At 32.2% G+C, this 20523-nt stretch carries 23 protein-coding genes; 10 read left to right on the top strand and 13 right to left on the bottom strand.

Annotated elements, in window-relative coordinates:
- Positions 1–34: 34 nt before the first annotated feature.
- Together mnmL and P8V03_RS10875 are read right to left on the bottom strand one after the other, a co-directional pair.
- Positions 35–955 carry a tRNA modification radical SAM protein MnmL/YtqA gene (gene mnmL, locus P8V03_RS10880; protein ID WP_318798146.1) on the bottom strand — a complete coding sequence of 307 codons (921 nt, stop codon included), beginning with the start codon at positions 953–955 and terminating at the stop codon, positions 35–37.
- A gap of 37 nt (positions 956–992) precedes the next feature.
- On the bottom strand, positions 993–2126 hold the full coding sequence (locus tag P8V03_RS10875; RefSeq protein WP_318798145.1) for a hypothetical protein: 1134 nt from the start codon (positions 2124–2126) through the stop codon (positions 993–995).
- A 168-nt stretch (positions 2127–2294) separates the two neighbouring features.
- Here P8V03_RS10875 and P8V03_RS10870 point away from each other — a divergent pair, with 168 nt between their 5' ends.
- Together P8V03_RS10870 and P8V03_RS10865 are read left to right on the top strand one after the other, a co-directional pair.
- Positions 2295–3344, top strand: a complete 1050-nt coding sequence (locus tag P8V03_RS10870) for a YkvI family membrane protein (protein WP_396125128.1) — start codon at positions 2295–2297, stop codon at positions 3342–3344.
- 68 nt (positions 3345–3412) lie between these two features.
- Positions 3413–4312 (top strand): radical SAM protein, encoded by a 900-nt coding sequence (locus P8V03_RS10865; RefSeq protein WP_261672231.1) that lies wholly within the window; start codon positions 3413–3415, stop codon positions 4310–4312.
- A 150-nt stretch (positions 4313–4462) separates the two neighbouring features.
- Here the strand turns inward: P8V03_RS10865 and P8V03_RS10860 are convergent, their stop codons facing one another.
- The 4 genes from P8V03_RS10860 to murI form a co-directional block, all read right to left on the bottom strand.
- Positions 4463–5131 (bottom strand): helix-turn-helix domain-containing protein, encoded by a 669-nt coding sequence (locus P8V03_RS10860; RefSeq protein ID WP_261672232.1) that lies wholly within the window; start codon positions 5129–5131, stop codon positions 4463–4465.
- A 15-nt stretch (positions 5132–5146) separates the two neighbouring features.
- The gene (locus P8V03_RS10855) at positions 5147–5518 is read right to left on the bottom strand and encodes a DUF3783 domain-containing protein (RefSeq protein ID WP_261672343.1); all 372 of its coding nucleotides are present in this window, start codon (positions 5516–5518) and stop codon (positions 5147–5149) included.
- An 11-nt stretch (positions 5519–5529) separates the two neighbouring features.
- Positions 5530–6045 carry a peptidylprolyl isomerase gene (locus P8V03_RS10850; protein WP_318798144.1) on the bottom strand — a complete coding sequence of 172 codons (516 nt, stop codon included), beginning with the start codon at positions 6043–6045 and terminating at the stop codon, positions 5530–5532.
- A 112-nt stretch (positions 6046–6157) separates the two neighbouring features.
- Positions 6158–6940 carry a glutamate racemase gene (gene murI, locus P8V03_RS10845; RefSeq protein ID WP_261672234.1) on the bottom strand — a complete coding sequence of 261 codons (783 nt, stop codon included), beginning with the start codon at positions 6938–6940 and terminating at the stop codon, positions 6158–6160.
- A 295-nt stretch (positions 6941–7235) separates the two neighbouring features.
- Between murI and P8V03_RS10840 the strand changes: the two genes are divergently transcribed.
- Complete coding sequence (locus tag P8V03_RS10840) at positions 7236–9134, top strand: type I glutamate--ammonia ligase (protein ID WP_261672235.1); 1899 nt, start codon at positions 7236–7238, stop codon at positions 9132–9134.
- A gap of 42 nt (positions 9135–9176) precedes the next feature.
- Here P8V03_RS10840 and P8V03_RS10835 read toward each other — a convergent pair whose 3' ends face one another.
- From P8V03_RS10835 to P8V03_RS10805, 7 genes are all read right to left on the bottom strand, one after another.
- On the bottom strand, positions 9177–10175 hold the full coding sequence (locus tag P8V03_RS10835) for a LacI family DNA-binding transcriptional regulator (RefSeq protein WP_318798143.1): 999 nt from the start codon (positions 10173–10175) through the stop codon (positions 9177–9179).
- A gap of 100 nt (positions 10176–10275) precedes the next feature.
- Positions 10276–11196 (bottom strand): ribose ABC transporter substrate-binding protein RbsB, encoded by a 921-nt coding sequence (gene rbsB / locus P8V03_RS10830; protein WP_261672237.1) that lies wholly within the window; start codon positions 11194–11196, stop codon positions 10276–10278.
- 52 nt (positions 11197–11248) lie between these two features.
- Positions 11249–12178 carry an ABC transporter permease subunit gene (locus tag P8V03_RS10825; RefSeq protein WP_261672238.1) on the bottom strand — a complete coding sequence of 310 codons (930 nt, stop codon included), beginning with the start codon at positions 12176–12178 and terminating at the stop codon, positions 11249–11251.
- A gap of 39 nt (positions 12179–12217) precedes the next feature.
- Entirely contained in the window at positions 12218–13717 is a 1500-nt protein-coding gene (locus tag P8V03_RS10820) for a sugar ABC transporter ATP-binding protein (protein WP_261672239.1), read from the bottom strand.
- 21 nt (positions 13718–13738) lie between these two features.
- Positions 13739–14134, bottom strand: a complete 396-nt coding sequence (rbsD, locus tag P8V03_RS10815) for a D-ribose pyranase (protein ID WP_261672240.1) — start codon at positions 14132–14134, stop codon at positions 13739–13741.
- A 3-nt stretch (positions 14135–14137) separates the two neighbouring features.
- Complete coding sequence (gene rbsK / locus P8V03_RS10810; RefSeq protein WP_261672241.1) at positions 14138–15070, bottom strand: ribokinase; 933 nt, start codon at positions 15068–15070, stop codon at positions 14138–14140.
- Positions 15071–15244: 174 nt separating this feature from the next.
- Positions 15245–15793: a 2'-5' RNA ligase family protein gene (locus P8V03_RS10805; protein ID WP_261672242.1), complete on the bottom strand. Its 549-nt coding sequence runs from the start codon at positions 15791–15793 to the stop codon at positions 15245–15247.
- Between the two features lie 278 nt (positions 15794–16071).
- Here P8V03_RS10805 and P8V03_RS10800 point away from each other — a divergent pair, with 278 nt between their 5' ends.
- From P8V03_RS10800 to rlmH, 7 genes are all read left to right on the top strand, one after another.
- Complete coding sequence (locus P8V03_RS10800) at positions 16072–16239, top strand: DUF1540 domain-containing protein (protein WP_261672243.1); 168 nt, start codon at positions 16072–16074, stop codon at positions 16237–16239.
- Between the two features lie 237 nt (positions 16240–16476).
- Complete coding sequence (gene murA / locus P8V03_RS10795; RefSeq protein WP_261672244.1) at positions 16477–17739, top strand: UDP-N-acetylglucosamine 1-carboxyvinyltransferase; 1263 nt, start codon at positions 16477–16479, stop codon at positions 17737–17739.
- 20 nt (positions 17740–17759) lie between these two features.
- Positions 17760–18545, top strand: a complete 786-nt coding sequence (locus P8V03_RS10790; RefSeq protein ID WP_261672245.1) for an MBL fold metallo-hydrolase — start codon at positions 17760–17762, stop codon at positions 18543–18545.
- A 13-nt stretch (positions 18546–18558) separates the two neighbouring features.
- Positions 18559–19125 (top strand): GerMN domain-containing protein, encoded by a 567-nt coding sequence (locus tag P8V03_RS10785; protein WP_261672246.1) that lies wholly within the window; start codon positions 18559–18561, stop codon positions 19123–19125.
- A complete protein-coding gene (locus P8V03_RS10780) occupies positions 19109–19270 on the top strand; it encodes a CxxH/CxxC protein (protein ID WP_261672247.1) in 162 nt (53 codons plus the stop codon). The genes P8V03_RS10785 and P8V03_RS10780 overlap by 17 nt, the downstream gene beginning before the upstream one ends.
- Positions 19271–19387: 117 nt before the next feature.
- Positions 19388–19891, top strand: coding sequence for an SEC-C metal-binding domain-containing protein (locus P8V03_RS10775; RefSeq protein WP_261672248.1), 504 nt, complete (start codon positions 19388–19390; stop codon positions 19889–19891).
- Positions 19892–19993: 102 nt separating this feature from the next.
- Positions 19994–20473: a 23S rRNA (pseudouridine(1915)-N(3))-methyltransferase RlmH gene (gene rlmH, locus P8V03_RS10770; RefSeq protein ID WP_318798142.1), complete on the top strand. Its 480-nt coding sequence runs from the start codon at positions 19994–19996 to the stop codon at positions 20471–20473.
- The last annotated feature ends 50 nt before the right edge of the window (positions 20474–20523 follow it).

Genomic DNA, 20523 nt, shown 5'->3' with positions numbered 1-20523 from the left:
TACCTTATTTAAGAAGTAGAGAACCTAAAATTAGTTATTTATAGTGTATTCCTTGATATATATCTTTTTCTTTAAGCTTAGCGTCAATGGAATTTAATACTTCCCATTTTTTTAAACTCCATTTTGGACCTATTAGTAAACTTCTTGGTGCATCTCCTGTTAGCCTATGAATTACTACATCAGGTGGGGTAATAGATATGGCTGAACATATTATATCTATATACTCATCTTGCTCTAAGAATTTAAGTTCCCCTCTATTATATAAGCTCACCAAAGGCGTATTTTCCATCAGGTGTAGGAGATGGTACTTTACTCCTTGAACACCTATCTTCGAAACATATTTTACAGTATTCATCATGTCTTCTTTAGCTTCACCTGGTAATCCAAATATTACATGGGCCACTACATCAATATTTATCTTTCTCAAATTGTTTACTGCTCTCTCGAATACATCTAAACTATAACCTCTGTTTATTTTTTTTGCTGTTATTTCATTAGAAGTTTGAAGCCCAAGCTCTACCCAGGTATATATTTTTTTATTAAATTCATCTAAAAGCTCTAGTACCTCTTCACTAAGGCAATCTGGCCTTGTAGCTATTGCCAATGCTACAACACCTTCTTCGCTTATTGCTTCTTCATACTTCTGCCTTAATACCTCTACAGTCGCATAAGTATTTGTATATGCCTGAAAATAAGCAATGTACTTTCCTTCTCTCCACTTGTTGTTCATCATTGTTTTTATATCTTTAAATTGTTCCTTTATAGAAAAGCATCTATTTCCTGCAAAGTCACCGGAACCTCTTTCACTGCAGAAAAGGCATCCACCTTTACTTATAGTACCATCTCTATTAGGGCAAGAAAACCCTGCATCCAAGGATATCTTAAATACTTTACTTCCAAACTTTTGTCTTAAAAAATAATTTAAATTATAATATCTTTTGTCTCCCCACAGCATATTTACTCTCCAATTATACTTTTTATCTTTAATTATATCACATTTTCTTCTCTTTAAAATCCTTAAGACTCAATTGCCACTTCCCTATAATATTGTTAACAGTTTTGTCTCCTGCTTTTTTAGGTATCACATCATAGTTTATAGTGTCCTTATCATATGAAGAAATAACCACATCCACCTTATCTAATGGGTACTTTTCCTCAAACTTAAAAGGTATCATATCTCCACCATCCATCTTATAAATACGTATGCAATGCCCAACACCAGGCTTAGTATATTGAACTGTAACATGTTTTTCTTCTGGAGAAAAACTTATTAATTCTACTCTTGAATCTCTTAATAAGTCTAAAGTAGTAATTTCCTTTCCGATAGGCTTTTCTTTTGTTTTGGAGCCACCGGTATCTTGACCTGCTTTAGCTCCACCTCCGTTTCCGCCACCACCTTGTTCATCACCGCCGCCGCCTTTATCTGACTGTACGGCTAGGGATTCATCTATTTTTATTAACGCAATGTAGGAATCCTTATCTTCAGTAGCTAATGCTAAGTTATCTCCACCATAGGCGAAATTAATTATGCTAAATTTAGCTCTTGGTACTGGTATTTTATCTATATTACTTTTATCATCTTTAGAAAAAGCAAAGTTGGGTATGCTGCCTAGGTCTATCACTAAGTTTGTGCTTACATTGTTCTTATTTCTTAATCTTATTTGATCACCCTCTATAAATGCTTCCTTTTGTACATTATTATTAGTCTCATTTATCTTATAATCGGTGTCTTCCTTTGATATTTTAATAGAATATTCATCTAAAGATGCAAAAGGTTTTGTAACATCTGACCTGGAAACTCTCAGCTTAAATACTCCAGACTTTCCAACCTCACTTGTGTCAGACAAATTATAACCAAAAATCTTTAAACTCTTATTTTCTTCTGGTGCTGAAGACTTTAAAAGTTCTTTAGAATAGAACTTTTTACTATTCTCTATATCGCCTTTCATCAAATACTTCATATATGTTTCTGTTACATTTGTAGCAGCCTTCATATCAAAAGTTTCTGTGCTTTCTTTTGCCTGTTCCTTTTTATTAGATTTACATCCTACAAATGCACAGCTAACAAATATAATCACAATTATTATTATAATGCTATTTACCCACTTACTATCTATCTTCTTCATAGCCTTCCCTCCGTTTATGTAAATTTCTTGCAGATTAGATTTTTATTTAGTTTTCCCTCAAAATAAAATTTAATTTATAAATCATCATTTTAGCTTTATATCTATATATTTATAAAAGAATGATTACTTGCTAGCTTATGAGTAATTCAAAAAAATTTTAGGAGGGATATCTTGAAGAAAAACTTAGCTCTAATCTTTCAAATAGGTGCTGTTTTTATAGGAACAGTAGTTGGTGCAGGTCTTGCATCGGGACAAGAAATAAATCAATTTTTTACTTCCTATGGATACAAGAGTTTTATAGGCATAGTTATCTGCTGCTTTATTTACATAGCTATGGGCAGTATAATTATAGACTTAAGCCTAAAATATAAGCTGAATTCTTATGACGGCCTTATTGCCCTTGTAAGTCCAGGTATTTTGGGACATGCTACAAACTTTTTAACTACTATCTTTTTAATAGGAGGTGCTGCTACAATCTTAGCTGGCAGCGGCGCTCTCATCCATCAATATTTTGGAGTTTCAAAATGGGTTGGTATAATCATAATGATTTTTGTATCTATTGTAGCGCTATATAGAGATACAAAGGGACTTATAGAAGTAAATTCTTTTATAGTACCCTCTTTAATAATAGTTATAACAACTCTATTTATTCTGTATATAGCTTTTTATAAGGATATAAATGTATCTTATCTTAAAACCATTCCGTTTTATAGAAACAATTGGATGTTATCCTCATTAATATATGGTGCCTTTAATGTATTGTGCTGCAGCGGAGTTCTTGTACCTTTATGCTTAGAAATTAAGAAAAAAAGACATCTTGTGCTAGGAGTTATAATTGGGTCCATAGGCCTTACTTTCCTTGCCCTGATTATAAATCTTCTATTGTTGCTAAACGTTCCTTATATTTTTAAATATGAAATTCCCCTTCTTTATATTGCTAACAGGTTTGGTAAACCAATACAAATGCTGCTTTTATGCATAATTTGGCTAGAAATGTTTTCTACAGAAGTTTCAAATATATATAGCGTTAGCAAAAATCTAGAAGAGTTATTTCATATATCCTACAGAAAGTCTGTTATTTTAATTATTCTCTTAGCAATACCTGTATCACAAGTAGGTTTTGTGAAGCTTATAAACTTCTTATACCCAGCTTTTGCAGTAGTTAGTTTTATATTTATGATTCAATGCCTAATTTTCTATTTTAGAAGAAAATCATAAGCTGTACAATTGTACATATATAATTGTATAATTGTTTGAGAACTACCATAAAAACAGAGGTGTTATAAATGTTAGACTTGCTTAAATGTTGCAATTTATGTCCCAGAAACTGCGGTGTTAACAGACTGGAAAATGCTTTAGGATTTTGCAAATCCGGAAGAGAACTCAGAGTTGCGAGGGTTTCTCTTCACCACTGGGAAGAGCCTTGTATATCTGGTACTAGTGGATCAGGAACTGTATTTTTTTCTAATTGTAATTTAAGATGTTCCTTTTGCCAAAATCACAAAATAAGCTCTGAAGGAGTTGGCAAAGAAATATCGGTAAAAAGGTTAAGTGAAATATTTTTAGAGCAGCAACAAAGAGGTGCTCATAATATAAACTTAGTTACTCCAACTCACTACGTTCCTCATATAGTTGAAGCTTTAGATATTGCCAAGTCTAATGGACTTGCTATACCTATTATTTATAATACTAACAGCTACGAAAATATTGATACCTTAAAAACACTTAGCGGGTATATTGATGTTTATCTTCCAGACCTTAAATATTTCGACGATAAGTTTTCTCTCAGATACTCTAATGCTCCTAATTACTTTAATTATGCATCTAAAGCTATTGAGGAAATGTTTTCTCAAGTGGGAGCGGTAAAATTTGATGATAATGGATTGATAAAAAAAGGTATAATTATACGCCATCTTATGATGCCTAGTCTTTTATTTGATTCAAAAAAAATTATGGACTATGTATATAAAACCTTTGGTCATTCAGTTTATATAAGCATTATGAATCAATATACTCCTGCACATAATTCAAGCAAGTTTCCGGAAATAGATAGACCACTGAATTCAAAGCATTATGATTCTATGATAGACTATTGTCTATCTCTAGGAATAAAAAATGCATTTATTCAAGAAAGTGGCACCTGTTCGGAAAGCTTTATTCCTGAGTTTGACCTAAGAGGAATATAGTGATACAAGCATAAAGCTAACAATATTATAGACATGAAGTTAAAATCACATTAGGTATTTACTTAACTCTGACTATACTAAATTTATAAGACAAAAGGTGTACTGCGTTCAACTGCAATACACCTCTTTCTTATAAAAAGTATCTAAAACCTATAGTCTTATTTCAATCCTATCCAGTTTTACTATTACTTTTAAATCTTTAATTCCTACTGTCTCTGTTCTTAAAGTCCCCCTATTGCTTATAAGGAGAACCTTACTGTTATCTAGTTTCTTTATCTGTCTTAATGCCCTAGAATTGTTATATTCTATAAGACATATAGAGTTATTCTCTACTTCATGCGTTATATGACCAAAAGCTAAGTCTCCTTTTCCAATTCTAAATCCTATCATATCCTCATCTTCTACTTCTAGGTATAGTACTTTATCTTGAGAATATCCCTCTACTTTATTATTTATTAACGGGAGTTGCTTTGTGGATATAGCTTTTTGCAAATCATACTTATAAACTGGCACATTCTTTAATACGGACCCAAAAGCTTCATTCCATACATCTTTTATGCTTTCCTTCTTTGGTTCTGCTACGTACTTTTGGTTTTTATCTTCCTTAAATACCTGCTCTTCAAAAGACATAGTTATATCATTTATATCCTTGCCAAAAATCTTTGATAATTTATCAATTAAATTTTGATTTGCAACTTTTCTACCGGACTCCACTTCGTTAACAAAACTTTCTGCTACTCCTAACTTTTTGGCTAATTGTTTTTGACTCATACCATTACTATTTCTTATACTCTTAATTTTCTCTCCAACTCTGCTCATACTTTCCCCCCGCTTTTATCTGCCATGCTTTTTGTACCATTCTCTTTCTTCAACTAAATGCTCTAACAAATATTCAAAGGTCCAATCTATAGAAGTATCTGTAACTATAGCAAAAATAGGAGAAGGCTGAATACTAGCTTTAATGGCTCTCATTGTGTTTTTTAGTTCTTCATCTTCAAAGTTATTAAATAAAACCACCTTTTCACTAGGAAGATGACAGTTATAAACCTCTAGTTTTATACCATTAAGTATATCTCCTATCTTCATCTTTCCCATTGATTCATCTATAACTTTATACTTTCCCTTTAATATCTCAGAAACAATACTTTGCTCAGCCTCTCCAAATCCATAAACTAGAGCAACCTTATTATTTTCCAACAATGTCACCACCCTGTATTTTAAAGTTTTTCAGGTTCAGAGTATTCTTTGTCAAAGGTCTCAACTGTAACAGATTCCATAACTTGATCCTCATAAGGTTTATCTCTAAAATCTCTATCTACACTCACAATTTTTTCAGCTACATCCATTCCCTCTATTAATTTTCCAAAAGAAGCATATTGGCCATCTAAATGTGGGGAATCTTCTACCATTATAAAAAATTGACTACCTGCAGAATTAGGGAACATAGCTCTTGCCATAGATAGTACTCCCTTTGTATGCTTTAGATCATTTTTAAATCCATTATTGTCAAATTCACCCCTTATTTTATATCCTGGTCCACCAGTACCAGCTCCTTCAGGACATCCTCCTTGAATCATAAATCCAGGAATTACTCTGTGGAATATAAGGTTATTGTAGAACCCCTTTCTTATAAGGCTTATAAAATTATTAACTGTATTTGGAGCAATCTCCGGATAAAGTTCCGCTTTCATTACTCCTCCATCTTTCATCTTAATTGTAACTATAGGATTCATAGTTGTTTTCTCCCTTCAATTTGTAATAAAATCTTATTATATACTTTGAATTATATCATATTTTATATTATTTTCTATTTTTAAGTTATTAAACAAATCAATTCAAAATTTCCTAATCCATTAGTCCTAGCAATTTACGACTTAGATTTATAATCTCATCACTATTTAAAGAATTATAAATTTCTATACTACCCTTTTGATTACCTTTATTGAGTATATTATACTCAGTTAGCTGTCTTTTTAGCTGTTTTGCTGTTCCTCTACTTCCGTCAATAACCGGTACATCTCTAGGAATTACCTTAAATAATTCCTTTTTTATAAAAGGGTAATGAGTACATCCAAGAACAATGGCGGCAATCCCATCCTTACCAAAGGTATTTACCTTGTCTTTTAAATAACTATTTACTTGTTCTCCTTCAAATTCTCCCCTTTCTATTAATTCTACAAGCCCAGGACAAGGAAGAGGTTCAATTTCAGCCTCATTCTTATAATTATTCATAAGCTTATTAAACTTAGTCTCAGCTAAAGTCATAGGAGTTGCCATTATAAGAATTTTCCCTTTTCTCCTATATTCTACCGCTGGCTTCAATGCTGGCTCTATTCCTATTATAGGCATGTACTTAGCATACCTTTCCCTTAGATCTATTATTGCCGCACTAGTAGCAGTATTGCATGCAACAACCAAAGCTTTAATTTTCTTTTCCATAAAAAAATCAACAGCTTTAAAAGTTAAATCCTTAACTTCATCTACAGTTTTCGTCCCATAAGGGGCATTTGCAGAATCCCCAAAATAAATGAAATTCTCCTTTGGCAGGAGATCTATAGCTTCTTTTAAAACGCTAATGCCTCCTACTCCTGAGTCAAAAAAACCGATAGGTCTATCTTCTACCTTCACTGTACCACCTCATTGTGTTAGTTAACATATGTATATATATTTTATATTATATAATATTGGTATTAAGTACACAAATTTATAATAAAAAGTATATTCTAAAAACAACTGAATACTGCAATTTTTTATATTATAACTTTCACCTTTGCTATTGACATCAGTGTATATTAATTATAAAATCATGAATATATTAAAATACAAATAATATAATTATCATATTAATAATGTTAGATATACACAAAACTTGGAGGAAAACATATTTTATGTTTTCTTTATATTATTTTTAGGAGGTAAGGACATGGTAAAGGACTTAATCTACGTTATACCGAAGGAAAAACATTCAGAAGAAGACCTGAAAAAGATACTAATATCTCATCCAGAAATAAAATTTGTATCCCTAGTTGGTATAGACTTATCTGGAAATGATACTGATGAAAAAATTCCCATTAAAATCTTTCTAGAGGATATTTCTACTTTTCTAAAAGGAGCAATTCAAACTGACGGCTCTTCTGTTGTTCTCCCTGGAATTGCAAGTCTAAATAATGCAAAAGTTGATATGCTAGCTGATACAGATGTTAACTGGTTTATAGAATATAATTACGAGCACATAGATCCTCAAACCGGCAATCCTATAGGTACTTTAAGAATCCCTTGTTTTTTATATCATGAAAATAAAGCTGTTGACTCAAGATATATTTTAAAGAGATCCATTGAACATTTCAAAGAAACTCTTCTAGATTTATTTAAAAAATATCCTAAGTCACTATTACCTTTCGGAGTAAATTATGATGATATAGACAAGATTGTTGCAACCTGTGCAACAGAATTAGAGTTCTGGGTTCAAACTCCTAATGATAAGGCTCACGTTGAAGAGTTATCAACCTCTCAGGTTCTGCATGAACAATATTGGACTAGAACAAAAGGTGCTGTAAGAACAGCTCTTGAGCAATCTTTGCTTTTGATGGAGGCATATGGATTAGAGCCAGAAATGGGGCATAAGGAAGTAGGGGGAGTTAAAGCTAAACTTGATCAGTCTGGAAACTTTACCCACATAATGGAGCAGCTTGAGATCGACTGGAAATATTCAACTGCAGTACAAGCTGCAGATAATGAGCTTTTGGTAAGAACTATAGTTAAAGAAACCTTTAGAAGAAATGGGTTAGATGTCACTTTCCTTGCAAAGCCTATAGAAGGAGTTGCCGGTAGTGGAAAGCATACTCATATAGGTATAGCATTAAAATTAAAAAATGGAAAAAGGGTAAACCTATTTTCAGCTCCAAAACATCATTTCTTAAGTACTTTAGGCTATGCTTCCATAATGGGCATACTTAAGAATTATGAGGTTATAAATCCTTTCGTATCTTCTACTAATGATTCTCTTAGAAGATTAAAACCAGGTTTTGAAGCTCCAGTTTGTATAGTAACATCACTAGGAAATTCTGTTGAAGTACCTTCTAGAAATAGAACAATACTTGTAGGTGTTATAAGAGACTTACAAAACCCTCTGTCTACAAGATTTGAGCTTAGAGCACCAAACCCTCATACTAATACTTATCTTTCAGTAGCTGCCCTTTATCTGACTATGATAGATGGTATAAAGTATGCAATAACTAACAATAGAACGGAAGACGAACTTTTAGAAGAGCTTTCTAAAAAACCTGAGGATGATAGTGCTTATCTAGAAAAAGGAAGAGCTTATAGAAGTGAAGAGGATGTCTTCGAAGACTTTACTGAAGAGGAAAGGATAAAGTTCTTCGGTAAAGCTCCTGCTACAGTTTATGAAAATCTCACAGCCTTCGATGTGTATCCTGAAAAGACGGCTACCCTTATGGCTGGAGACATACTAAATGAAAAAATCATAAACAGCTTTAGACTTGGTACAACCACAAGATGGCTTGTAGAAATAAATAACCGAATAATATCTAACTACTCTGATGAGATAAGAAGTTATAAGATGCTTCATTCAATAGATAAAGCACTAGACCTTGATGTAGCTAGTTGGATGAAAATAAACGAATTAAGACATTATATAATGAAAGACTCTTATTCAAAACAAAGCTTATTTACAAGAATAAAGAATGCTACAGATGCTAAAAATTATAAAGAAGTATCAGTTCTTCAAATAGAACTTGATGAAAAGATGAAACAATTAAGAGATCTCTACTCCTCATATAAGAAAAATCTATTAGATATATAATAAGAGAACCCCCCTGCACATTTAAAGATGCAGGGGGGACTTTTAAGTTGTTTTTCTAATTACCAAACTGGTTTTAAAGTAAACTTGTTTCTTCTCAATGTCTTTATTATCTATTATATCTATCAATAGATTGCAAGCTTCTTTTCCCATATCATAAATAGGTTGAGCTATAGTAGTTAGCTCTGGTTCAAAAATTTCACATATATCTATATTGTCAAATCCCATGATCTTTACATCCTCTGGAATTTTAAGTCCGTTTCTAAGTAGTACCTTCATACCTCCTAAAGCCATCATATCATTGCTATAAAAAATTGCATCTATATTACCAATATGGTCTAATATCTGCTTTGTAGCATTAATTCCACCTTCTATAGTAAAGTCACCTGAAAATATAAGATTTTTATCATATATACAGTACTTATCCATAGCCTTCTTATAGCCTTTTAATCTTTCATTAGATATTTGAAGGTTTTCATTTCCTTTAACAAATGCTATTTTCCTACTACCTATACTATGTAGGTAGTCTATACCTTTCATAACACCTTCTTGATTCAAGGAATAAACTCCGTATTCCTTTTCATATCCGTCTATATATCTATCTACTAAAACGAAAGGTACACTGTTATGCTTTAACATATTTACGCTACTGCAACTTTCTCCACCAGTTGCAAAAATAACCCCATCCACCAACTTGCTTATAAGAAGCTTAATGTATTCTTGTTCTTTTCCCATTTCATTATCTGTATTGCAAAATATAACATTATACCCAGAAGAGCTAGCACTATCTTCAATAGCCCTTGCGATAGATGAGAAAAAAGGGTTTGTAATATCCGGTAAAACTATCCCTATTGTTCTTGTTTTCTTTGTACTTAATCCTCTAGCTAATGAGTTAGGAATGTAGTTTAATTCTTTAGCCAAGTTTAATATCTTATTTTTAGTTTCATCACTTATACTTTCGTCTCTTTTATTTAATACCATAGAAACAGTAGCTTTAGATACCCCAGCTTGTTTTGCAATATCCAGCATCGTAACCTTTTTCATTGTAATACCTCATATAAATCAAATTTAAAATATTGACATTCTTCATGCTATTATCTTTAATTATACTTTATAAAATCCAGGGTGCTAACCCTGGATTTTGTTATTTCTTTATTAATTTTAAATCTACTGGTATTTGTTTTTCTACCTTTTCTCCTTTAATAACTTTTATAGCATTTTCTATACCTAAGCTTCCCATTAAATCTGGTTGCTGTGCAACTGTAGCTGCCATTTCTCCACTTTCAACTGCTTTCTTAGCATCGTCATTTCCATCAAAACCTACAACTAATGCTTTCTTACCTTTTAATGCTTTAACTGCTCCTAAAGCCATTTCATCATTGTGAGCAAATACCGCATCAAATTGAGGTGTAGCTTGCATTATGTTTTCCATTACATTTAAACCTTTTTGTCTATCAAAATCTGCTGCCTGACTTGCAACAACCTTAACATCTGCTTTTCCGTCAACGCCTTGGTGGAATCCCTGTCCCCTATCTCTTGTAGCTGATGCTCCTGGTATTCCTTGAAGCTCAACTATGTTAGCTTTTCCACCTAGTTTTTCAAGTATAAAGTCTGCTGCCATTTTTCCACCAGCAACATTGTCTGAAGCTATATGTGCAACAACTTCTCCTTTATTTGCTTGTCTATCTACAGTTAGAACTGGTACTTTTTTGTCGTTTGCAACTGCAATTGAGTTTCCAACTGCATCACTATCTGTTGGATTTATGATAAGAGCTGATACCCCCTGTTGTAAAAGGTCTTCAACATTAGATCTTTCTTTTGCAGCATCATTCTGTGAATCTAGAACTACTACATCATAACCTAATTCTTTAGCCTTCTTTTCAGCTCCCTCTTTCATGGATACGAAGAATGGATTATTTAACGTAGACACTACCATTCCTATTTTCTTTTTGTCCCCACCACCTTGAGCTCCTTGCTCAGTTTTGCTGCCGCAACCTGTAAATCCTGCTATAACAAGTGCTCCTGTCAAAGCTAATGATAACATTTTTAAACGATTTCTCTTCATGATTAATAGTCCTCCCTTAGTTTTATTTATATAAATTTTATTTATATACAGCTTATTTGTTCTTCTTATCAAGCATTACTGCTAATAAAATAACTAACCCTTTTACTATTGATTGATAGAATGGAGAAACATTCATTAGGTTTAATCCATTATTCAATACACCTATTATCATGGCACCTATTATTGTACCGGTTACAGATCCTTCTCCACCAGAAAGACTTGTGCCTCCAAGAACAACTGCTGCAATTGCATCAAGTTCAAATCCTACACCGGCATTTGGAGATGCTGATCCTATTCTACTGGTTACAACTACACCACTTAATGCCGCTGTTACACCAGAAACAACATATACTAAAGCTTTAATTTTATCAGTATTAATCCCTGATAATCTTGCTGAATCCTCGTTTCCTCCTACTGCATATACATATCTACCATACCTTGTTTGATTTAAAACATACCAAGCTGCTAAGGCTACAATTACTATTATTATTACTGGTAAAGGTATACCTGCTATCTTTTCATTTCCAATCACCATAAAATCTGAACCAAGTCCTGATACAGGAGTTCCTTTTGTGTAAACATAAGTAACTCCTCTAAATATAGTCATTGTAGCTAAGGTTACTATAAAGGCTTGAATTCTTCCTTTAGACACTAATGCTCCATTAAATAACCCAACTAATCCACCAATCACTAGAGCTACCATCAATGCTAGCACAACGTTTATATCTGCCTTAACCATGACTGCTGCAACTGCTCCTGTTATAGCTAGTGTGGAGCCAACTGATAAGTCTATGCCCCCTGTTAATATTACAAAGCTCATTCCTACGGCAATTATAGCATTAACAGAAACCTGTGTTAGTACATTGAGTACATTTGTAACAGTTAAAAATCTAGGTGTAACCACAGATATAATAATGCAAAGTACTATTAGTCCTATTAAAGATCTATACTTAAAAAGTAAACTTTTAACGTCCTTTTCCAACTTTAACACCCCTTTGTCGTTGAAGTTTAATTTATAAAATTATATTCCTACTGCATACTTCATTATATTTTCTTGAGTAAGTTCGTCCCTTTTTAGTTCTCCAGTTATCTTACCTTCGTGCATTACTATTACCCTGTCACTAACACCTATTACTTCTGCCATATCTGAAGAAATCATTATTACCGCCTTACCCATACTTTTTAATTCATTTAATACTTCATAGATCTCCTTTTTTGCACCTACATCTATACCCTTAGTAGGCTCATCTATAATAAGAACCTTAGGCGAAAGCATAAGCCATTTTGCCAAAATTACTTTTTGCTGGTTTCCTCCACTTAAATTCTTAATTATTTGATTTTCACTAGGAGTTTTTATAGAAAGCTTTTTAATATATGTCTGTGCTTCTTCTTTCTCTGACTTTTTGTTTATTCTCATAAACTTATTTTCATAACTCTGTAAATTAGAAAGTGTCATATTCTCTTTTACAGACATTCCTAAAATTAAGCCTTCTTTTTTTCTGTCCTCTGAAAGATAGCAGATTCCTTGCTCAATAGCATCCTTAGGAGAACTAATATTAACCTTTTCTCCTTCTATATAAATTTCACCTGAGTTCTTTTTGTAGTCTCCAAAGATAGTTTTTGCTAACTCCGTTCTACCAGCCCCCATAAGTCCAGCAAAGCCTAAAATTTCACCTGCTTTTATCTCAAAGCTAGCATTTCTAACCTTGTCTTTCAATGATAGGTTTTCTACCTTTAGTAAAGTTGATCTTTTTTCTACCTCTTTATAAGGAAACTGTTCCTCAAGCTTTCTCCCTACCATCATTGTTATTAACTCATCTTTAGTTACATCTTTAGTAGCTACATCCCCAACGTATTTTCCGTCTCTTAGTACTGTTATAGAATCACAAATTTCAAAAATTTCATCCATTCTGTGGGAGATGTATATTACAGCTATACCCTTTTCTTTTAACTTTCTGATTACCTCAAAAAGCTTTTTTGTTTCCACATCAGTAAGAGCTGTAGTAGGTTCATCCATAATGATAAGACTTGAATTTTTACTTAACGCCTTTGCAATTTCTATCATTTGCATTTCGCCTACGTTTATATCTTTTACTAGAGTATTAGGATCAACGCTGCACCCTATCTGCTCTAGAAAACTCTTACTTCTTTCCTTCATCCACCCTTTATTTATTCTTCTAGTACCTTTACTGTATTTTTCGTTCCCTAAAAATATATTTTGCGCTACTGTTAAATTAGGAAGTACACTAAGCTCTTGGTGAATAATTGTGACTCCTAACTCTTCTGCCTGTTTAATTCCTTGTATGTTAACTTCATTGCCCTCTATTAAAATTTTACCAGTATCCTTTTTATAAACACCGCTTAATATTTTCATTAGAGTAGACTTTCCAGCTCCATTTTCTCCAAGAAGTGCTAAAACCTCTCCTTTATGAACCTTTAAATTTACATCTTGGAGTGCTTTTACACCTGGAAAAGACTTTGATATGTTAACCATTTCTAAAAAAGGTTTGTTATCAGTCATATTCCTTCCTCCTAAACTTTTCTAAAAAACAACTCCCGATCTTAAAATAACATTAGCATAAGGAGTTTGTTCTCCTGTTCTTATAACTGCCTTGCAGTCTTTTAACTTTTCTTTAAGCTGTTCATGGCTAATTAAAGTTATTTTAACATCACCTATTGATTTTTTTATTTCTTCATATATATGGGGACTAACCTCTGCTGTCTCCTTAGCTATTTCAACTTCTTCAATTTCAAGTTCTGTTAAAATAGCTTTTAATGTATCTATAAATCCTGGAACATTTTTTATGAGTGCTATGTCTAACCTTTTAGTACCCTCTGGAATAGGTAATCCACAGTCTCCTATTGCCAATCCATCTGTATGTCCCATTCTTGATATAACTTCCGATATACCTGAATTTAGCAATGTAGTTTTTCTCATACTTTATTCCTCCCCGTATATTGCTTCAACTTCTTCTAAATAAGGCAGTGATGGTTGAGCTCCCTGTCTTTGTACAACTATTGATGAAACTTTATTAGCAAATTTAATAGCTTTTTCAATTTGCTCAAAGTCTATATTTTCTTCATTTTGAAGTTTACTTGCTAGTGCACCAATAAAACTATCTCCAGCTGCTGTAGTATCTATTGCTTTTACCTTATATGCTGGTATGATATTAAACTTATCTTTTGAAACTAAGGCAGCCCCTCGTTCTCCTAATGTAATTATTACAAACTTTACACCCTTTTCCATGAACTTACTTGCTGCTTCTTTAATACTTTTCTCATCATCAACTTTAGTATTTGTAAGTTCAAATGCTTCAGTTTCATTTGGAATTATAATATCTGTAAGCTTTAATAATCCATCTGGAATCTCTTTCGCCGGTGCAGGATTTAGAACTGTAATTACTCCCTTTTCCTTAGCTACCCTGAATGCTTCTATTGTAGCCTCTAATGGTGTTTCAAACTGTGATATAAGCATTCTTGATTCACTTATAATATCTTCTCTTTCTCTTATCCACTGCTTACTAATATCCATATTGGCACCTGGAACTACTACAATTGAGTTTCTTCCTTCATCATCTACTGTAATTATAGCCATTCCAGTAGGACTGTTATCACTATGCCTTATATAATTTACATCTATGTTATCCTTTTTTAAAGCCTCTAGTATTTCGTAACCGTTTTCATCTCTGCCAACTTGTCCTATGAAATTCACATTGGCTCCTAACCTTCTTGCAGCTACTGCTTGATTTGCACCTTTTCCCCCAAAAATCTTTTTATAGTCCTTTGATAAAATAGTTTCCCCTGGTTGAACCATTCTATTTACTCTTAATACTAAGTCCATATTTATACTTCCTAAGATACAAATACTTTCCACTTTAAATCACCTCTTCTCTACTTAACCGGTTTATTTAACCGGTTAAGTATATTTTATATTACTATTAATCTAATGTCAATTACTAAAGTAATTGTTTTCATTCAGTTAAATATTAAAAAAAACCCCATGTATAACCATACACGAGGATTCCTAGAATTACTTTATAAATTGTCCTTAAAAATCTCTAAGCGGAAAACTTTTTACTACCATATCTCTTCTACTGTTTATTGGTTTCCAAAGTTCTATTCTATCAATTTTAGCCATTCTGTGAATATCTTCTTTTTTAGTGCTTTCACAGGCTGCTATGTATTCTTTAGCACTCCACTCTCTTGCAGCATAATTAGTATTTGCTAAGGAAACATGCAGGTCCCACTTACTTATGTTATCCCTTACATCAAAGCCATGCAGCTTTAGAGTATCATTTATCTGCCTAGCTAATCTAATAATATAACCTTTATTTTCTATCTTTAAATTAACAGATTTATAAGGTGGATCAAAGCAGATTGCACCATTGACCTCTACTTTAAATTTCTTATAAGGTTTCAACATATCTGAAACTATTTTCGTTAATTTCTCCATATCAGGGTCTCCTATAACCTCTAAAGTTATATGAAGCATAGGCATATTTTTATATATCTTATACTTTTTACATATAGTTCTTTGTATTTCTTCCATATAGGAATATGATTGCTTATCAAATAAAGCTACTAAGTAATATCTCATATTTTTATAATCCCCCAAAACTAATAGTCTTAAAACACAAATATATAACCTGAATATTATTATATCATATTATCATTTTCTTACTTAAACATATTCTTAAATCTACTAAATAAAAGTCCATTAAAAAATTGTATTGATGTTATATAGGTTATATATTTATATTAAAATTAAGTTAAGTAAAACCTAATTTCAATATTATACCATACATATAAAAAAGTAAAAATGAAAAAATAATACTGTTTGAAATAATAAATAATATAATATGGAGGTACGAATCTATGAACGAAAGACCAAATGATAGTATAGGATGTATAGTATCTGAATGTAAATTTCATGCAAAAGACCAAAACTATTGTACATTAAACAAAATTCAGGTTACAAAACATGAGTCAAAAGCTACAACTAAACAATGCACTGATTGTGGTAGTTTTGAATCTGAACTATAATACTAAAAAAAGCACCGTTATGGTGCTTTTTTTAGTATTATAGTTCAATATATAAAGCATAAATATATGATAAATTCTAGGAAACTTTATGCAATTTATAATCAACCTATTCACATTTTTAAAATTAGTGTTAAAATATTATAGAATTATGTTATAATAAGGTTTGTGTAATAATTTGAAATCAAGATTTCTAAACTTGAATATAATTTTTAATTTATGATAAGGATGGATGCGGGAATGGATAAATTAGTAATTAATGGTGGTAACTCACTTTCTGGTCGTATTGAGATAAATGGTGCTAAAAACGCTGCTGTAGCAATACTTCCTGCTGCTATAATGGCCAGTAAAGGTACCTGTAACATAGATAACATACCTGATATTGAAGATGTTCACTGTATAGAGAGAATAATTGAAGGATTAGGCTGTAAATTAGTTAGAGGAAAGAACTCAGTTGTAATAGATAGCACTGCTATAAATAACGTGAATGCAAATACTGAAGATGTTAGAAGAATGAGAGCTTCTTATTACTTAATTGGTGCCCTTTTAGGAAGATTTAAAAGAGCAACAGTAGAACTTCCAGGTGGATGTCCTATAGGTGTTAGACCTATAGATCAGCATATAAAAGGCTTTGAAGCTTTAGGTGCAAAAGTTGAGATTAAACATGGTTGTGTAACAGTTGAAGCTGATAAACTAATAGGTACTAATATATTTTTTGACGTGGTAAGCGTTGGTGCTACAATAAACGTCATGTTAGCAGCAACACTAGCTGAAGGAGTTACTACTCTTGAAAATGTAGCAAAAGAACCACATGTAGTAGACGTAGCAAATTTCCTTAACAGCATGGGTGCTAATATAAAAGGTGCTGGTACAGATGTAATAAGGGTGTTTGGTGTAGAAGAGCTAAAGGGCTGCTCCTATAGTGTTATTCCTGACCAGATAGAAGCCGGTACATATATGATTGCTGTTGCTGCCTGTGGTGGTGAAGTAACTATAGAAAATGTTATTCCTAAGCATCTTGAGTCTATTTCTGCAAAACTTATAGAGATGGGAGCAGAAATAAGAGAAGATGGTGACTCTGTAACTGTAAAATCTAGTGGTAAATTAAAAGGGGTAAATATAAAGACTCAACCTTATCCTGGATTCCCAACAGATGTTCAACAACCAATGAGTACGCTTTTAACAGCATCTGAAGGTAGAAGTATTATTAATGAAAGCATATGGGAAAGCAGATTTAAGCATGTAGATGAACTAAAGAAAATGGGTGCTAATATAAAAGTTGAAGGTAGAACAGCTATTATAGATGGAGTAAATAAACTTACAGGCGCTGTTGTAAAAGCAACTGACTTAAGAGCTGGAGCTGCTATGGTAATAGCAGGCTTGATTGCAGACGGAATCACTGAAGTTTTAAATATTGAGCATATAGATAGAGGATATCCTAATATCGAAGATAAATTTAAAGCTTTAGGCGCTGATATAAAAAGAGCTTCTTATAGCGAATAGCTCTAGATAGGAGAATTGCTATGATTTTTTGTCCTTTATATAGTGGTAGTAGTGGAAATAGCATATTTGTATCATCTGACGGTGCTAAAGTTTTAATAGATGCTGGACTTCCAGGGAAAAGTATTGAAAAGGCTCTCGTAGATATTGGACAAAATCCAACAAATATTGATGGAATATTTGTTACCCATGAACATACTGATCATACAAAAGGCGTAGGTGTGCTATCGAGAAAATATGATATTCCTGTATACGCAAATTTATCTACCTGGAATGCTATGTCAAAAACCGTAGGTAAAATAAAAGAACATAACATTAAAATAATTGATAATAGTTATGTAAATATTAAAGACATGGATGTAATTAGCTATAAAATATCTCATGATGCGGCTGATCCTTCTGGATATTCACTGATAAGTAAAAATAAAAAGGCATGTGTAGCAACAGATTTAGGTGAGTTTTCTAATGAGGTGCAAAAAATATTGGAAGACGCTGATGTAATACTTCTAGAAAGCAACCATGATGTTCAAATGCTGAAGTTTGGACCTTATCCTTATAATCTAAAGAGAAGAATCCTAAGCAATATTGGTCATCTATCCAATGAAGATTGCGGAAAAGCTGTAGTAGGTATTACAAATAATAAGTTTAAAAAGGTAATCTTAGGTCATCTAAGTAAAACAAATAATTACCCTGAGCTTGCATATCAGACTGTAGTAAATGTATTAAATGACTCCAATGTTAAGTTGGATAAAGATTTATCTTTATATATGGCAAAGCGAGATATGCCAAGCAACTATATAGAATTCTAAAAAGGTGAGGAATATGAAAAAGATTTTTGGTCTATTTATCTGTTCTACAATAATGTTTTCAACATTAAGCCTAACTGGATGCGAAAAGAAAGATAGTTTAAGCCTTAATTCGACTGAAAAAGAGAAGCAGATTGTATTATCAAAAGAAAAAGATAATTTATTAGACCTGAATATTTATTTTGATTCTTCTAAAGATAATATTAATTCAGAGATTTCTAAAGAAGAAAGGGTCATGAAAAAGGATGAAATATTTGGTGAAACTATTGTTAACCAATTGATTAAAGGACCTTCAGTGAAAAGCAATCTTAAGCCAGTTTTACCTAAGGAGACTAGACTAATAAGTTTTTCAATAAAAGACAACATTGGTTATGTTAATCTTAGCAAAGAGGCAAATGTAGCAATGACCCCACTAAAAGCAGAAACATCCCTTAAAAGCATTATTTGGTCCCTAACCCAGATTTCTTCTGTTGAAAAGGTGAAAATTTTAATAGACAATAAAGATACAGAACTTTGGGGAGGCCACTATGATTTATCCAAACCACTAGGAAAGGATGACCTGTTGAATGTTAAAAGAAAATAAATATTGTTGTGAGGATCATGTTGACATGGCATTTGATGACTTTTTAGTAGAAAAAGAAACATTTCCTTGCTTAGAGAAGTCAGAGGACAGTAAATGCAGCTATTGTAATAAGAAAGCAGAATATGTTCTTAAGCTACCTAGTTAATGACTAATATACGTTGATTATAACAAAAGTTGTTGAAAAATATTATAATTTTTATTATAATATTTGAAGTAATGTATATTGTTAAATAATAATATATTTTCAAAAGGAGAATTTACTATGAGTTTGTATAAAAACTGGACAGATATGGTTATAGAATTTGTAAAGACTAGAGGAGAGGCTGAATTTTGGAAAGAATATGGTTCTATTGAAAAGCATATTTATTCTAAACTTTTAGCTGAACATAATGACGCTATAAATGGCACTATAAAAGACTTAGCTGAAAAATACGAAACAACAACTGTATTTTTCATGGGATTCCTTGATGGAATAAATGATAGTCTTGTAGAGTCTTTAGATCTTGAAAACTTAGAAGAAACTTCTGAAATCAATGCTAAAGTAAACTTTGAAAAATTATACTTTAACATGCTAGATGCTAAGGCTGATTATCTTTATGGACTTCCTCAATGGGAAGCTATATTCTCACCAGAGAAAAGAAAAGAAATTCGTCAAAGCTGGGTAGCTTCTAAGACTATTGTCAACAAAAACAAGGTAGGAAGAAATGATCCTTGTCCATGTGGAAGTGGCAAAAAGTATAAGCAATGTTGCGGAAAAAACGCTTAATTTAATTAAAATCCTTACACTATTGTGTAAGGATTTTTTACTTATGTTATAAACAAATTTTATGAAATCATTAAAATTTATTAACAGATTGGAGATAAAGTTATGAACATATCCACAATATGTGTAGGCAAACTTAAGGAAAAGTATTTAAAGCAAGCTATAGATGAATATTCTAAGCGTCTATCAAGATACTGTAAACTTGATATTATAGAGATTCCTGATGAAAAGACACCCGACAATGCCTCTCAAAAAGAAGAATTTATGATAAAAGAGAAAGAAGGATTAAATATACTAAGGCATATAAAAGATAATATGTTCGTAGTAACATTAGACCTTAAGGGTAAGATGCTCTCCTCTGAGGAACTAGCAAGCTTTATAAAAGATTCTGGTGTCAGAGGTAATAGTAACATAGCTTTTATTATAGGTGGCTCCCTTGGACTTTCTAAGGCAGTTTTAGACAGAGCAGATTTCAGTCTTTGTTTTTCCAAAATGACTTTTCCCCACCAGCTTATGAGGGTTATTCTACTAGAGCAAGTTTATAGAGGGTTCAGAATAATTAATGGTGAACCGTACCATAAGTAAAGGAGGTTTATATTAAATTTTGTAACCTCTTATAAATCATTGATATCATC

Source organism: Clostridium tanneri, assembly GCF_033659955.1.
In the GTDB taxonomy this organism is placed as follows: Bacteria; Bacillota; Clostridia; order Clostridiales; family Clostridiaceae; genus Clostridium_AM; species Clostridium_AM tanneri.
Note: the sequence above shows the minus strand (reverse complement) of the source record. Positions and strands in the feature narration are given on the sequence as shown.